This is a genomic window from Paenibacillus sp. J45TS6, from assembly GCF_018403285.1.
Lineage (GTDB): Bacteria > Bacillota > Bacilli > Paenibacillales > Paenibacillaceae > Paenibacillus.
The window spans coordinates 97,301-112,925 of sequence record NZ_BOSJ01000012.1; the positions used below are offsets into that span (position 1 = coordinate 97,301).

At 44.0% G+C, this 15,625-nt stretch carries 16 protein-coding genes; 2 read left to right on the plus strand and 14 right to left on the minus strand.

Annotation, left to right across the window (positions count from 1 at the left end):
* Positions 1-3: 3 nt before the first annotated feature.
* The 3 genes from KJS58_RS17400 to cymR all read right to left on the minus strand — a co-directional run bounded on the left by KJS58_RS17400 (position 4) and on the right by cymR (position 2,266).
* On the minus strand, positions 4-525 hold the full coding sequence (locus KJS58_RS17400) for a PRC-barrel domain-containing protein (protein ID WP_213534328.1): 522 nt from the start codon (positions 523-525) through the stop codon (positions 4-6).
* 155 nt (positions 526-680) lie between these two features.
* Positions 681-1,769, minus strand: coding sequence for a cysteine desulfurase family protein (locus KJS58_RS17405; RefSeq protein ID WP_249717551.1), 1,089 nt, complete (start codon positions 1,767-1,769; stop codon positions 681-683).
* 77 nt (positions 1,770-1,846) lie between these two features.
* A complete protein-coding gene (gene cymR / locus KJS58_RS17410) occupies positions 1,847-2,266 on the minus strand; it encodes a cysteine metabolism transcriptional regulator CymR (RefSeq protein WP_191798711.1) in 420 nt (139 codons plus the stop codon).
* Positions 2,267-2,544: 278 nt separating this feature from the next.
* Between cymR and mnmA the strand changes: the two genes are divergently transcribed.
* Positions 2,545-3,675 carry a tRNA 2-thiouridine(34) synthase MnmA gene (gene mnmA / locus KJS58_RS17415; protein ID WP_374705831.1) on the plus strand — a complete coding sequence of 377 codons (1,131 nt, stop codon included), beginning with the start codon at positions 2,545-2,547 and terminating at the stop codon, positions 3,673-3,675.
* Between the two features lie 92 nt (positions 3,676-3,767).
* Here the strand turns inward: mnmA and crcB (KJS58_RS17420) are convergent, their stop codons facing one another.
* From crcB (KJS58_RS17420) to KJS58_RS17435, 4 genes are all read right to left on the minus strand, one after another.
* Entirely contained in the window at positions 3,768-4,151 is a 384-nt protein-coding gene (crcB, locus tag KJS58_RS17420) for a fluoride efflux transporter CrcB (protein ID WP_213534334.1), read from the minus strand.
* A complete protein-coding gene (gene crcB / locus KJS58_RS17425) occupies positions 4,148-4,552 on the minus strand; it encodes a fluoride efflux transporter CrcB (protein ID WP_213534336.1) in 405 nt (134 codons plus the stop codon). Before crcB (KJS58_RS17425) ends, crcB (KJS58_RS17420) begins: the two co-directional genes overlap by 4 nt.
* An 84-nt stretch (positions 4,553-4,636) precedes the next feature.
* Positions 4,637-5,956 carry a replication-associated recombination protein A gene (locus KJS58_RS17430; protein ID WP_213534338.1) on the minus strand — a complete coding sequence of 440 codons (1,320 nt, stop codon included), beginning with the start codon at positions 5,954-5,956 and terminating at the stop codon, positions 4,637-4,639.
* A 48-nt stretch (positions 5,957-6,004) separates the two neighbouring features.
* The gene (locus KJS58_RS17435; protein ID WP_213534340.1) at positions 6,005-6,196 is read right to left on the minus strand and encodes a hypothetical protein; all 192 of its coding nucleotides are present in this window, start codon (positions 6,194-6,196) and stop codon (positions 6,005-6,007) included.
* A gap of 112 nt (positions 6,197-6,308) precedes the next feature.
* On the opposite strand from KJS58_RS17435, the gene KJS58_RS17440 reads away from it, so the two are divergent.
* On the plus strand, positions 6,309-6,830 hold the full coding sequence (locus tag KJS58_RS17440) for a hypothetical protein (RefSeq protein WP_213534342.1): 522 nt from the start codon (positions 6,309-6,311) through the stop codon (positions 6,828-6,830).
* Positions 6,831-6,950: 120 nt separating this feature from the next.
* Here the strand turns inward: KJS58_RS17440 and KJS58_RS17445 are convergent, their stop codons facing one another.
* The 7 genes from KJS58_RS17445 to hisS form a co-directional block, all read right to left on the minus strand.
* Positions 6,951-9,119, minus strand: coding sequence for a HelD family protein (locus KJS58_RS17445; RefSeq protein ID WP_213534344.1), 2,169 nt, complete (start codon positions 9,117-9,119; stop codon positions 6,951-6,953).
* Positions 9,120-9,351: 232 nt separating this feature from the next.
* On the minus strand, positions 9,352-10,653 hold the full coding sequence (locus KJS58_RS17450) for an NCS2 family permease (protein WP_213534346.1): 1,302 nt from the start codon (positions 10,651-10,653) through the stop codon (positions 9,352-9,354).
* 111 nt (positions 10,654-10,764) lie between these two features.
* The gene (locus KJS58_RS17455) at positions 10,765-11,517 is read right to left on the minus strand and encodes a tRNA threonylcarbamoyladenosine dehydratase (RefSeq protein WP_160034420.1); all 753 of its coding nucleotides are present in this window, start codon (positions 11,515-11,517) and stop codon (positions 10,765-10,767) included.
* Between the two features lie 22 nt (positions 11,518-11,539).
* The gene (gene aspS / locus KJS58_RS17460) at positions 11,540-13,318 is read right to left on the minus strand and encodes an aspartate--tRNA ligase (RefSeq protein ID WP_213534348.1); all 1,779 of its coding nucleotides are present in this window, start codon (positions 13,316-13,318) and stop codon (positions 11,540-11,542) included.
* Between the two features lie 131 nt (positions 13,319-13,449).
* Positions 13,450-13,581, minus strand: coding sequence for a hypothetical protein (locus KJS58_RS25675; RefSeq protein WP_283771301.1), 132 nt, complete (start codon positions 13,579-13,581; stop codon positions 13,450-13,452).
* 74 nt (positions 13,582-13,655) lie between these two features.
* Positions 13,656-13,958: a hypothetical protein gene (locus KJS58_RS17465; protein ID WP_213534349.1), complete on the minus strand. Its 303-nt coding sequence runs from the start codon at positions 13,956-13,958 to the stop codon at positions 13,656-13,658.
* Between the two features lie 257 nt (positions 13,959-14,215).
* On the minus strand, positions 14,216-15,460 hold the full coding sequence (hisS, locus tag KJS58_RS17470; RefSeq protein WP_213534351.1) for a histidine--tRNA ligase: 1,245 nt from the start codon (positions 15,458-15,460) through the stop codon (positions 14,216-14,218).
* Between the last annotated feature and the right edge of the window lie 165 nt (positions 15,461-15,625).

Below are 15,625 nucleotides of genomic sequence, written 5' to 3' on the forward strand. Positions count from 1 at the left end.
CACCTATCCGTTAACAGAATGAATAGCATCTACTAAATGCTGCTCGCTTGCCGTAGGAACTACGACTGTATGTTCACCTATCTTCATTTCATCCGTGCGAGGCAACCATTTTCGACCTTCCATCAGATCCATTACAAAACCATCACTGATTTCAAGTCCTAATATATTCTTCCCCATTTTTTGGTCAAAATAAACATCTGTGATCCGTCCGAGTTGCAGACCTTCCTGCGTCATCACGGTCATATCCCTGAGTTTATGATGTCCTTTTAAATAACTATATTTTATGTTGTCAGCTTCCGTTTTACGGACAGCCTGTTTGTTTCGAATCATCACAGCATCGTTGCCATAAGCAAGGATGTCTTCCCAAGACACCGTTTTGACTTGTTTAGAAAAAAGAGATCTTCCATCCAATTCAATTCCGGTAAGCTGCCAATCTGTTGTTAAAATAAAATCGCAAATTTTACCGATCTTCTTGCCTTCTTCGATATCGAATACAGCAAGTCCAATCATTTCTTGAAATTTCATGACAGGATTATCCCTTCCATCACCTAGAGTCAATTATGAAATCGTATGCTCATCTTAGTATGCACAAGAAAACATATTAAGATTAGATACCTTTCCACTTAGGCTGGTGACAACAGACGTAATAATCCCTCCTTCGTCCTTATACAAGGAAACCCTTACGCTCTATTACGCAGGCGTTTCAGGATGGTTCCAACTTTTTTTGCCGTATATTCCAAATCTTTTTTACTATTACCCAAACCAAAGCTAAATCGAATCGCTGAATCCATAATTTCTTTTGGCAAATTCATAGCTTCAAGGACATGAGAACGTTCAAGAGAACCAGATGTACAGGCCGAGCCGCTTGCCGCAGCAATTCCTTCTACATCCAAATTCATCAGCATCGTTTCTGTTTTCACTTCTGGAAAACTGACATTCACAATGTGGGATACCGTTTGCTGCGGATGTCCGTTTACAACGACCGCATTTTCTCCTGCTTCTTTTTGTAGCTCTTCAATAAAAAATTGACGCAGAGCCGCATCCTGAAGCATCCGTTCCTCCATCGTCTTCTCCAGGAGTTCCAGTGCTTTAGCAAAACCCACGATCCCCGCCATATTTTCTGTACCCGCACGGCGCTTGCGTTCCTGCAGCCCGCCATGGTTCATCGGCTCAAGCTTCATTCCTTTGCGCACATATAGCAGTCCGATTCCTTGAGGTCCGTTGATTTTGTGAGCGGAAAAACTCATCAAATCTACAGGCAGCTGATGCAGATGTATTGGAATAGATCCCAAAGCTTGAACGGCATCCACATGGAAAGGAATGTCGTGAGCTTTTGCAATCCGGCCAATCTCCTCAATATTCTGGACCGTGCCTACTTCATTATTGACATACATGATGCTAATTAAAATCGTATCCGGTCTGATCGCTGCCTCTACGTCAGCTGTGTCGATCATTCCATAGGAATCAACAGGGAGATAAGTAACTTCATATCCTTGCTTTTCAAGTGATGCAAGGGCATGAAGCACTGCATGATGCTCAATTTGACTTGTGATGATATGTTTTCCTTTATGCTGCGCAGCAGCTGCTATACCAAAGATGGCTAAATTATCACTTTCTGTTCCGCCTGAAGTAAAAACAAGTTCGTCCGGAGAAGAGCCCAAATAAGCCGCCATCTTATCCCTAGCTTCACTTACGGAACGCTTGGCGGCACGCCCGAAAGCGTGCACGCTTGATGCGTTACCGAACTGGCCAGTCATTACCTCAAACATTGCAGAGGCAACTTCTGGATGCACAGGAGTAGATGCAGCATGATCCAAGTAGATATTCACTTTCTTTTCACCCCGCATTAAATATAGAACATATAGTTATCCGCGTCGGATTTTTCTTTATACGATATGAGATCTTGTAACGTAGTCGAATCGAGCACATCTGCAATACTGTTTCGGATGCGGATCCATAAATCACGTTTAGCGGGATCATCTTCTTCTGTAAAGTCAACCGGTGAGATCGGTCCTTCGAGTACACGTATTACGTCTCCTGCTGTAATCGTGTAAGGTTCACGAGCTAAAATATATCCGCCGTACGCACCGCGAATACTTTTTACGAGTCCCGCATTACGAAGAGGAGCTATCAGTTGCTCTAGATAATGTTCTGAAAGTTGATTTTTCTCTGCAATACTTTTCAGGGAAGTTGGTCCTTCGCCAAAACGACCAGAGAGTTCCATCATAATTGTTAATCCATAACGGCCTTTGGTTGATATTTTCAAAGTAGGTACACCTCATTAATTTATAGTCATTTGTTTGTTATATCAGTAAAAGTCTCTTTGTCTTTTTCTATATTTCACCAATCCACTCTATTCCGATCATAACCCTTTGATAATGGTAACATAAGAATGCTGAATATGGAAAATAAACCTTGACGATAATAGTAAAAATGTCCGTCCTGGAAGGACATAAATACAGCTTTTCCATTCTATCGTAAGTTAACCACGAATGTGTTACAATAAAACGCGTAAAAACATTCTAATTAAAGATGGTGATGACGATGTCTAACGACAACAAAAACACCCGCGTCATCGTCGGCATGTCGGGAGGCGTTGATTCCTCCGTCACAGCACTGCTACTCAAAGAGCAGGGTTACGACGTCATCGGTATTTTCATGAAAAACTGGGACGACACCGATGAATTCGGACACTGCACGGCAGAAGATGATGCGGAAGATGTCCGCCGCGTCTGTGAACAACTGGATATCCCTTATTATACAGTTAACTTCGAGAAGGAATATTTTGATAAAGTATTTTCCTATTTCCTCGATGAATATAAGTCCGGACGGACACCGAATCCTGATGTCATGTGCAACCGCGAGATCAAGTTCGGAGAATTTCTTAACAAAGCGCTTGATCTTGGCGCGGATTATGTGGCAACAGGACATTATGCAAGACTCGTTCAAGAAGATGGGAAATACACACTTCTTCGCGGCGTAGACAATAACAAGGATCAAACTTACTTCCTGAATGCCCTCAGTCAAGAACAGCTTTCCAGAGCGATGTTCCCGATCGGGCACCTTCCTAAACCGGAAGTTCGGCGCTTAGCGGAGGAGGCTGGTCTATATACTGCCAAGAAAAAAGACAGTACAGGCGTTTGTTTTATAGGTGAACGTAATTTCAAAGAATTCCTTTCTGGTTATTTGCCAGCTAAATCCGGAGACATGGTGGACATCGAAAGTGGTGAAGTAAAAGGCCGTCACGATGGACTCATGTACTACACCCTCGGGCAGCGTCAAGGTCTGGGTATCGGCGGTTCAGGTAACGGACAACCTTGGTTTGTAGCTGACAAAGATCTTACGAAGAACATTCTTTATGTCGTTCAAGGTGATCAGCATCCTAGTCTGTATTCAACAGGACTTATTGCGACAGGTGTGAACTGGATTGCGGGCAGCGACCAAACGCCGAAGGAACCATTCCATTGCACTGCCAAATTCAGATATCGTCAGCCTGATCAAGGTGTTACTCTGACATGGCGTAAAGACGGTACGGTTCATGTTGCTTTTGATCAACAGCAAAAAGCAATCACCCCAGGACAAGCCGTTGTTTTCTATGATGGTGACGTTTGTCTTGGAGGCGGAACGATTGATCAAGTTGAAAAAGTACCATATGAGTCTAACATCCTGGTATAAAACAGAATTCTAAAATATAAGCCATCCCTCATGTATTACCATGAAGGATGGCTTTTTTCCTGCCTATAAGAAAAATCTTCTCCATCCATCCCTTAATGAATGAAGATGCCGACAACCCAAATTCCGATCCAAGCAGCGATAAGTCCGAGCGTAACCGAACTGATCACATACATGCAAGCCTTGCCTACCTTATTTGCAGTAATCAGCTGCATCGTCTCATATCCGAATGTGGAGAACGTGGTATACGCTCCGTAAAATCCAGTGCCAAGCACTGCCCACCATACAGAGGATAACAGCTCTGCTTTAGATAAACCGAACAATACACCAAGCAAAAGCGATCCGCTGATATTAATAACCCATGTTCCCAAAGGAAATGGATACGGCGAATCATTGTGTACCCTTTTCATGATGTAACGTCCTAACGAGTATCTCATAATAGCTCCAGCAATCCCGCCCAATCCTGCTAACCAAATCATCGCTTACTCTCCCTTGGATAGCGGGAGGAAGTCATCCGTTCCCCTGCTTTTATACCGATGAGGCTCATGAGCAGTCCAATAACAACACTGAGCAAAATATAGCTTACTGCCAGACCCACTTGACCATCCTGAAACAGATGAATACTATCTACTGAAAAAGTAGAGAAGGTAGTAAATGCACCCGTAAAGCCTGTACCGATAAGTAATCTCCATTCAGCAGAGATCTGCCACTTCGTAGGGGTAATGGTGAAAAACCACCCTAGAAAAAAACACCCTGCTAAATTGATCATTAGCACCGCTAGTGGAAAGTTAGAAGATGCAGGTTCCAGCCCTAACTGGACTCCATACCTAAGAACCGTGCCCAGAAAACCGCCTGCTCCTACATATATCAGTTCTCTCATAACTCCGAAATTCTCCTCTGTACACATTGCTAGGGCTAGAACCAATACAAATCTCTCTATGCCCGTCCTGATTTAATTCTATGGTCAACGCCCTTGATTACGTATACGCCTACGGTCCTGGTTAACCTTAATCTTCGCTTCATTCCCTTGTTCCGAAGCTTCATAGAAAACGTAATTACTAATTTCTTTAGGCAAGTACTGCTGCTCTACATAATGTCCCGGGAAATTATGCGGATATTGATAGCCGACATGACCAAGCTGTACTGAACCTTTGTAATGACCATCTCTAAGATGTAAAGGAACATCGGCAGACTTCAGGTCCTCAATCGCATTCATCGCGCTTGAGATCGCCGTATATACCCGGTTAGATTTTGGACTTTCCACGGCAAATAGTATAGCCTGCGCAATATTCAGCTTAGCTTCAGGCCAGCCGTTATTTCGGTAGGCATCCAGTGCAGCAACAGCCTGTACCATTGCATTTGGACTAGCAAGTCCAATATCTTCACTGCTTGCCGCAATCAGTCTGCGGATAAATACCATCGGATCCATACCGAGCTTTTCTACAGCATATAAAAACCAGAATAAGGCGGCATCACTTGATCCGCGGATACTTTTATGAAAGGCGGATAAAACGTCATACTGCGTTGACTCGTCCGCTTTTACAATCGGCCGGCGTATCGATTCCTCCGCTACCGCAAGCGTAATATGCACCGTTCCGTCCTGCTGGGGAGGCGTAGTGAGCGCCGCCAGTTCAAGCGCATTCAGCGCTCTGCGAATATCCCCATTCGCCATCGTGGCAATATGAAGAAGTGCTTCATCATCGGCTGCAAGATCCATGAATCCAAGCCCTTTTTCTGAGTCCTGTAGTGCTCTTCTCATCGCTACTAATGAATGTTCCTTCGTTAAAGATTCCAGCTGAAACAAAGTCGAACGGCTGAGAAGGGCCCCATTTACATAGTGAAAAGGATTTTCCGTTGTTGCACCGATAAAAATAATCGTCCCTTTCTCGACAGCAGGAAGAAGCGCATCCTGCCTTGAGCTGTTAAAACGGTGAACTTCATCCAGAAACAGGATCGTCTTCGTTCCATACATCGCTTTATTATTGTGGGCTTGATCTATCACTTCGCGAACATCTTTAACCGTCGCATCAACCGCATTAAGACGAACGAAATGTCCCTTTGTATGATGAGAAATAATGTGTGCAAGTGTTGTTTTTCCGCATCCAGGCGGTCCATACAGAAGAATGGAAGATACCTGGTCTGCTTCAATCGCTCGTCTTAGCAGCTTTCCCGGTCCTACGATATGTTCCTGACCAATATATTCATCTAGGTTCTGTGGCCGCATCCGGTCAGCAAGAAGCCTTGCTTTCGGCTCTGAATCCTGACTAAACGAGAATAAATCCATGATGCATTCACTTCCTTTACTTACTTAAGACCTTAAACACTCTATCTTCTATGATAACATAGTGCCTTCTTGAACTTGTTCTTCTGGCAATACATATACGTTCTGAATGGGAACCGAGGGTCCATATTGTTTACGAATTACTTTTCTTGCCTCTATGGCAGTTCTGGCTTTTACAATCGTTTCCTTTGTTTGACCGCCTGCTTCTGTAATCACGACGTATCGTTTGGCGCCACATCTCATGAGAACACCTCCATAACAAACTTATTTTCTAACATTCCAGTTCAGCCGCATGAAATCCTTTTTTATATGGTAATATTAGTTAATCTAAACAAAGTAAATGAGGGATTCGTTTATGAAAATTTCAAAATATTATCCGATCACCGCAGCCCTATCCATTAATATCATTTTATTAGGTCGTTTTTTTCTATCTTACCACTATGATAAAGAAATCCTCTTGTTAGAATACAGTGTCTGTTTTGTAATAACTATTACTCTTTTATCTATTTACTTTATGAGAAAATACCGTGACCAAAAAAACGATGTTTTGACAGTTCAGATGGTTGCGTCTGAGATGAGGAATTTTTGGCTAAATTTAGTCATATCCATTTTTGGATTAGCAACAAGTGCTATACAAATTTATTTTACAGTCATCTATCATGACTCGATACCCTTGTTGAGAGAACTTGGATCAAAGTCACAAGAACACATTATTACTGATATCATATTCACCATATTACTCCACTCTTATTTACTTGTTCTATGGGCCTTAAATCTTATTCAGCTTTATTTTAACCAGCGGGAACTACAGCGTAAAAAGAAACAAGCTATACTGCCCCCACTCCAAGAATCGCGGGAGAACGAGTACAATGACTAAGAAAATCATTTCAACTTTAGCTCTAAACAAAAAAGCTGAGGGCAATGCATAGCTCTCATAAATGAGATTATGATCTTCCCTCCAGCTTTTTTTATTAGTGACATTCAGGCACGAGGCAGCTTATTCGCTTGGCCAGCCATGTATTACCACTTCTTTTGCTTCTTGCTCCACGTAAACGGGACGCTCACTGCCATTCATAAGCCACAACTCATGGAGTGCACGGGTACATCCTACATACAGCAGTTTCGCATCCCAAGAGCTGTTTCCATAGTGATCCTGGTCGGCGTCAGCTACAATCACTGCGTCGAATTCAAGCCCTTTTGATAAATACACAGGCAATACAGAGTAACCGCCCTCGTACTGCTTTTTCCCATCATCAATTAAATTCACTTCTACTCCAGCGCTTTTCAGCTCCTCGTATAATTCCTTTGCTTCATGAAGGGTACGTGTCACAATGGAAACCGTTCTGTATTCCTTATCGATTAGATGCTGCATCGCCTTTTGGAGAGTATTCTTTCTTGAATCCTCTCCATACTCAATAAGTCTAACCCCGTCACCGCTCCGGAACACCGGAACCGCTGTAATGCCGCTTTGTACCCCTTTTTCGAGAATGGTATTCGCAAACTCAATAATCTCCATTGTGGATCGGTAACTTCGAGTAAGCGCAAAGTAATCATTATGTTCTTCGGCAAAAAGTTGGCTCATCTCTTCCCACCGGTGAACTCCCCGGTATGCATGAATTCCTTGTGACAAATCGCCAAGAATCGTGAACGAGTGACCCTTCACAAACAGATCCAATAATGCGATCTGAAACGGCGAGAAATCTTGTGCTTCATCGATAACAACATGATCAAAACGCTGTTCGCCTGAAATTTCATTGACGAGTACGTGTAAGTAAACCAATGCAGGAAGGTCCTCTTCTCGCACCACATTTTGCTTGAGATCAGCTGCCGTCGATTTCATTACCGATTGCGGAATCTGCTTTCGTATTTCGTCTGGAATGACACTTCCGCCTTTAGCTACCTTAAATATATGTTTGTACAAAGTAAGAGGCTCATATTTGGGCCATTTATTTGCATATGCTTTTTCTCTTGCTGACGCTTTTTTCTTTCTCTCTTTCTGCACCGCTGCAGAAGGGGCCTTCTTCAGCTCCATCTCGATCCAGCGGTGGATCCGGGCCATCACCCGTTCTTTTCGCTTGGCAAGGGGATAAGGTTTATATTCCTCGTCAAACCATTTCATAATCTCTGCCCGCGGCAGCACCTTCCCATCCCATGGAGAGAAATCCATATCAGGAACTGAGGTCATCTCCATCTGCTCTACACAGCTACGCAAGATGTCCATGAACTTCATTGAACCCTTAAACCTACCCGGGACTTCATCCGTAATCTCAGGCAGTTCTCCTTCTCTCTCGAACCAATAATCCAGTGTCTCTGTCGCATCGGCAAGCCGTATATCAAGGTTCAGTATTTGAAGAGCCCAGTCCGAAAATGTACTCTGCTGAATATCGCCGACACCCAGTTCAGGCAGTACATTAGAAATATAATCAAGGAACATATTACTCGGTGCAAATATGATCATTTTATCTGCAGATACTTGTTCTTTATACTGATACAGTAAAAAAGCAAGTCTATGCAAAGCAACGGTAGTTTTACCACTTCCCGCCACCCCTTGTATGATCAGCGCTGTATTCCGTGCTGCCCGAATGATCCGGTCCTGTTCAGCCTGAATCGTAGATACAATGTCACGCAGTTTATTATCTTTATTCTCACCTAGTCGGTAAACGAGAAACTCATCCGATACAGCCGGCTGATCACTATCCCGATTATAGGTATCTGCCACACGTTCTAAAATTTGTTGTCTAATGACGATATTTCGTTTTAGATATACAAGTCCTTCTACGACCCCTTCTGGAGATTCATACTCCGCAGGCCCTTCTCCCCCGGTAAAGGAATAAAAGAGACTAGCTATAGGGGCACGCCAGTCGATTACGAGCGGCTGGTCTGTATAATCTTCCCGATCTACACCAACCTTGCCAATGTATAGCGGCTTCATCTTGTTTGTGCCTTGTTCTTCAAAATCAAGACGTCCGAAATAAGGCTCTTTTACAATTTTGGAAAGACGCTGACGGCGCTCTTCTCGTCCTGCTTCAAGCACTTGCTCTGTAAAGTCATGCCCTGTATACACAGGTATAGACTTAAACTTAGCGAGCTGCCGGTCTACTTCCTTCATTGTGTTTTTCAGCCTCTGTTCTTCTTCTTGATAGGCACTTTGAAACGTTTCCTCCATGTTCAGTTACCTCCTAAGAATTGTTTTTGCATTCGGACGTTTATCCGTACCGCAAAAGGAGTATCAATATAACACAATTGATGGAAAAAAGCTATTCTGTTTACCTGTCCCTACATTGCATAAAGAAAGAAGCCTTGCCACTTAGGGCGAAGCTTCCATTTACAAATTTCACAGCTTATTTATTTTACAAGATTCAATTTCACAGCACCTTTATATGAGTTATGAAATTGATTCACAAGAGTGCATAAATAATAAAGTTAAGTAAAAACAGGGCCGCAATTCCATACATGACTTTAGGTACTTCTTTTGCTTTTCCAGCAGCGATTTTGGCTACGGGGTATGCAATAAAACCGAAAGCCATCCCATCTACAATACTGTATGTGAATGGAATCATCACCATAATTAAAAATGCCGGAAAAGCTTCCGTGTATTCGGAAAAATCCATATCTTTCACGCTTTGTACCATAAGTCCACCGATTACAATTAGAATTGGAGCAATTGCACTATCCGGAATCAGCGTAAGAACAGGAATGAAGAAAAAGGTAGCACAGAAAAGTATGGCAGTCGTAAACGATGTCAGTCCGGTTCTTCCCCCAGCAGCGATCCCTGCCGTTGTTTCCGCAGCAGCTACGACAGGACTGGTTCCGAAAATACCGGCAAACACATTCGTAATGGATAGAGCACGCAGACTCCCAGGGAATGTTTCAGGCCGGCCAATAATACTCGTGTGAGATGCAATGAGTCCAATGTTCTCGAAGACGACAATAAGCAATAGTAAAAATACAGCAATCCAAAAAGATAACTGTACAAGTCCCCCAAATGACAACTCAGCGAAGAGCTGGCCATATTGCTGAAGAGGCTCTGCCGCCGACATCATTTGTGCAGGAAGTTCCGCCGCTCCCAGCAGATAAGCAAGGGCCGTTCCCGATACCATACTGATCAGTAGACCTCCAGGCACATTTCGAACAAATAAAACAAACGCGAGCAGTAAAGTTATACAGGCAGTCAGCACTCCTGGGTCATCAAAATGTCCGATCGTAACAAATGTCGTTTGATGTGCAACCACGATCCCGCTCTTCTGCAGTCCGATAAACGTAAGGAAGAGTCCAATCCCTACTGTAATTCCATGTTGCAGATTGTGCGGTATTGCCTCACTGATCACTTTATATAGACTCGTAAAAGCAACCACGGCAAACAAGATCCCAGTTACGGTAACTACTGCAAGCGCTTCTTGCCAGCTCAAATTCATAGAGTGAACAAGCGTGTACGTAAAAAATGCATTAATCCCCATACCCGGAACGACAATAATAGGTGATTTACCGATGAAAGCCATCAGTAAACATCCTGCAATGGAAGTCAGAAGCGTACCTACCATTGCTGCCTGCAGCGGCATTCCCGCATCCGCCAGAATAGAAGCATTAACCATCACAATATACACAATGGCAAAATACGAGATGATTCCCGCGCCTATTTCTTTCTTCACTACATCATCCTGCCTCATTCCCAGAGAACGAGTCCACCCATTTTGCTTCATGTTTATGTTCCTCTTTCCTTTCCTACATTCACCTATAGACATAGAAAAGCGTGAACACCAAGCGTTAAGTGTTCACGCGGATAAATCTAGTTTGTACATAGTTCTCTTACATTACACAGAAATGTCAGCGAGCAGATCGCGAATGGCTTCACTGACCATAATAAGCCCAACTACGGGAGGGACATAAGCATTGCTAGCCGGAGGCTGCTTTGCTTTACGAATTTCAGGTGCATTTTCGGGAACAATCTTTTCAGTCACATCTTGACGCGGCTTTATCGGTTGTTCGGTAGAGAAAACGACTTTAACTCCTTTTTTAATCCCTTCTTCTTTACGAAGCTTATTGCGTATTACTCTTGCAATGGGATCCATTGATGTTTTGGAAATATCCGCAACCTCAAATTTGGTTGGATCCATTTTATTCGCTGCGCCCATACTAGAGATCATCGGAATACCTCTCTTACGGCATTCTTTAATCAGATGGATTTTGTAAATAATCGTATCGGACGCATCTAGTACATAATCCAGATCGTATTTAAAAAGTTCTTCATAGGTTTCGTCCGTGTAGAACATATTTAGTGCGATTGCATCACATTCTGGATTGATGAGTTTTACCCGATCTACCATTAGATCCGCTTTTTTCTGACCAATTGTTGTGGTCAGCGCGTGAATTTGACGATTAATATTCGTAATATCCACGACATCTTTATCGATCAGGATAATCCGTCCTACCCCAGATCTTGCCAGGGCTTCGACTGCCATAGAACCTACGCCCCCGATTCCAAGAACAGCTACTGTGCTGTTCTTGAGTTTGTCGAGGCCTTCTGCTCCGATGGCAAGTTCTGTTCTAGAAAATTGATGTAGCATGGTGACTTTTTGTCCCCCTTACTTAATTCTTTTCTGCTTTGACTTTACGTGCCACTCGGATATGAAGTTGCTCGAGTTGTTTCGCATCAACTTCGGAAGGTGCATTCATAAGCAGATCTGTTGCGCTTGCTGTTTTCGGGAAAGCAATCGTTTCACGCAAGTTTGTACGGCCTGCAAGAAGCATAACCAGACGGTCAAATCCAAACGCAATCCCGCCGTGTGGTGGTGTACCATATTCAAATGCTTCCATCAGATATCCAAACTTATCGTTTGCTTCTTCTGGAGACAAACCAATTGCATTAAACATTTTCTCTTGGATGTCACGTTTGTAAATACGCATCGAACCACCGCCTACTTCATAACCGTTGAGTACAAGGTCATAAGCTTGAGCACGAATCTGACCTGGATCTGTTTCGAACAGGTGAAGGTCTTCATCTTTTGGACGTGTGAACGGATGGTGTTCCGCTACATAACGTTTTTCATCCTCATCATATCCGAGGAGAGGGAAGTCTACGACCCAAGCAAACTTAAATTTGTTGTCATCGATCAGACCTAGGTCACGGCCGATTTTCAAACGGAGCGCCCCGAGTACATCGGCTACCACTTTTTTGTTATCCGCGGAGAATAACAGCAAGTCTCCATCTTCTGCGCCTGTACGCTCTCTAATTGCTTCAATTTCTTCCGGGGACATGAATTTTACGATAGGTCCTTTGAATTCCCCTTCTTTTACTTGAATCCATGCAAGCCCTTTAGCTCCATAACGAGCAGCATAAGGTCCAAGATCGTCGATCTCTTTACGCGTCCAAGTTCCGCAGCCTTTTGCGTTTAAGCATTTTACTTCTCCGCCTTTTTCAATGACAGAAGCAAATACTTTCACTCCGCTTGTGGATACAATATCATTCATTTCTACCAGTTCCAGTCCGAAACGAAGATCCGGTTTATCTGAACCGTATTTGCCTATGGCATCAGCATAAGTAATACGTTGGAAAGGAGTCTCAAGTTCAATTCCTTTGGTTTCACGGAACAATTTAACCATGAGTTCTTCCATCATTGGAAGCAGATCATCCTGCTGCAAGAAGGAAGTTTCGATATCGACTTGTGTAAATTCAGGTTGACGGTCCGCACGAAGATCTTCGTCACGGAAACAACGAGCGATTTGGTAGTAACGCTCAAGTCCGCTCACCATTAGCAGCTGTTTGTAGATTTGTGGAGATTGTGGAAGAGCGAAGAACTCTCCATCATGCACACGGCTTGGTACCAAATAGTCACGTGCACCTTCTGGTGAACTTTTCGTCAGAATTGGTGTTTCTACTTCAACAAAGTCTTGTCCGTCTAAAAAGTCACGGAATACTTTTGCTGCTTTTGAACGAAGTTTAAGCGTTTTTTGCATTTCAGGACGACGCAAGTCCATATAGCGATATTTCAGACGCAGAGACTCATCTACTTCAATTCCATCTTCAATGAAGAATGGAGGTGTTTTTGCTGCATTCAGTACTTCGATTTCTGTGATTTGCACTTCAATTTGCCCCGTCGGCAAGTTTGCGTTAACGGTTTCTTCGTCACGTTTCACTACGGTTCCTGATACGGCAATAACATACTCGGAACGAACGCGATCTGCAATACTCAGTGCTTCACCGGAATATGCCGGGTTAAATACAACCTGTACAATACCACTGCGGTCACGCAGGTCAATAAAAAGAACGCCTCCCAAGTCACGGCGAGTTTGTACCCATCCGTTCAGTGTTACCGTTTGTCCAATATGTTCGGTCGTCAGTGTACCGCAATAATGACTTCTTTTCATTTGTGATTGCTCCCTTATAGTTATAATGCACCCACCTAAATCCTCCCTGACAGGGAGGACCCCAGAAGGCGCTGCCCTCTGGACACCCGGAACTAGCGAACTGATCTCAGGTAGTGGATGGTTGAAAAAACTTACGTTTGTGGAAGGAGTCGCTGCTTGTCTTGCGTACTTGCTTTGCAAATACGCCGACGCAGCTTCCATGCGCTGAATACGCCTTCGGCTGGTACACTGCTCAGCTTTGCTCGAGCCGCCGGTAAAAACATCTAAAAGAGTTTAAACCCTTGTAGCCTTCGGCGTGTTCTGTCCCGCTTCGCTTGGGGCAGTAAGGGCAAGTGATTCAGACCCTTAGCCTTCGGCGTGTGCTGCCCTGCTTCGCTTGGAGCAGTAAAGGCAAGTGATCCAAACCCTTAGCCTTCGGCGTGTTCTGTCCTGCTTCGCTTAGGACAGTAAGGGCAAGTGATTTAGACCTTAGCCTTCGGCGTGTTCTGTCCCGCTTCGCTTGGGGCAGTAAAGGCAAGTGATTCAGACCCTTAGCCTTCGGCGTGTTCTGTCCCGCTTCGCTTAGGACAGTAAGGGCAAGTGATTTAGACCTTAGCCTTCGGCGTGTGCTGCCCTGCTTCGCTTGGGGCAGTAAGGGCAAGTGATTTAGACCTTAGCCTTCGGCGTGTTCTGTCCCGCTTCGCTTAGGACAGTAAGGGCAAGTGATTCAGACCCTTAGCCTTCGGCATGTTCTGTCCCGCTTCGCTTGGGGCAGTAAGGGCAAGTGATTTAGACCTTAGCCTTCGGCGTGTTTTACTCCGCTTCGCTTGGAGCAGTAAGGGCAAGTGATTTAACCCTTAGCCTTCGGCGTGTTCTGCTCTGCTTCGCATAGAGCTGTATGTTAAGTTGTTGTAACTTCTAACGTAATACGGATTCGATATCTGTTAGTTTTACAACTTGTTGCTCACCGGTTTCCATCGACTTGATCGCAATTTCTCCACGCTCAAGTTCATCATCACCAAGAATTGCAGTGTAACGTGCTTTTAAGCGATCGGCAGATTTCATTTGAGCTTTCATTTTACGGCCCAAATAATCTCGTTCTGCACTGAAACCTGCTTGACGCAGTTTGAAGATTTGTTTTCCTATTTCATGTTCAGCTGCTTCACCTAAAGCTACAAAATAAACATCAAGTGGTTTGACCGCCTGCAAATCTACTCCCTGTTTATCAAGGATGAGTAAGATTCTTTCCAGTCCGATACCAAAACCAATCCCTGGCTGATCCGGACCTCCTATACCAGCCACCAGACCGTTATATCTTCCGCCTCCGCCAATGGTATCAATCGCCCCAATTCCTTCGGCTTTGAGTTCAAACGCCGTCATGGTGTAGTAATCTAAACCTCTTACTAAACGGTGATTGAGTGTATATGGAATCTCGATTTCATCCAAGTATTGTTGCACTTTTTTGAAATGAGTCATTTCCTCTTCACTAAGACTATCTAAAATAGAAGGTGCATCTGTAAATTTATCCTGATCCACTTTGCAGTCCAGCACACGAAGCGGGTTACGCTCCATCCGAGATTGACAATCCTTACACAAGGTATCTTTCATTGGATTGAGGAAGCCAAGCAGAGTCTCACGGTACGCAGCACGGCTCTCTGCACTTCCTACAGAGTTTAGCTCTACGCTAACACCTTGAAGCCCAAGTTCACGACAGAACTGATATCCAAGCGCGATAACCTCAGCATCAATCGCAGGATCTACAGCTCCGAACACCTCAACACCAAACTGGTGAAATTGACGCTGGCGGCCCGCTTGTGGACGCTCATAACGGAACATAGGTCCGGTGTAATACAATTTAGTTACATCCGGTTCTCCATATAACTTGTTCTCTACATAAGAACGAACGACCCCCGCTGTTCCTTCAGGGCGAAGTGTCATACTGCGATCCCCTTTATCGCGGAACGTATACATTTCTTTCTCTACTATATCCGTTGTTTCTCCCACTCCACGTTCAAACAAGTTCGTCTGTTCAAAAATAGGAGTGCGAATTTCGCGGTAGTTAAACCGTCTGCAGAGATCCCTTGCTTTCTCTTCGACATACTGCCACTTTTCTACGACACCTGGTAACAAATCCTGAGTTCCTGTCGGTTTTTGAAAAGCCATTTTCATCCCTCCACTACATCCTAATCAATCTTTATACAACAAAAAAATCCCTCGCACTGTTTCATTACTGAAACAGGGACGAGAGATTGCTGAATCGCAAGAATCTACCGTGGTACCACCCACATTTCGAAAGATGAACTAGTACACACCCTTTATACAGGCATG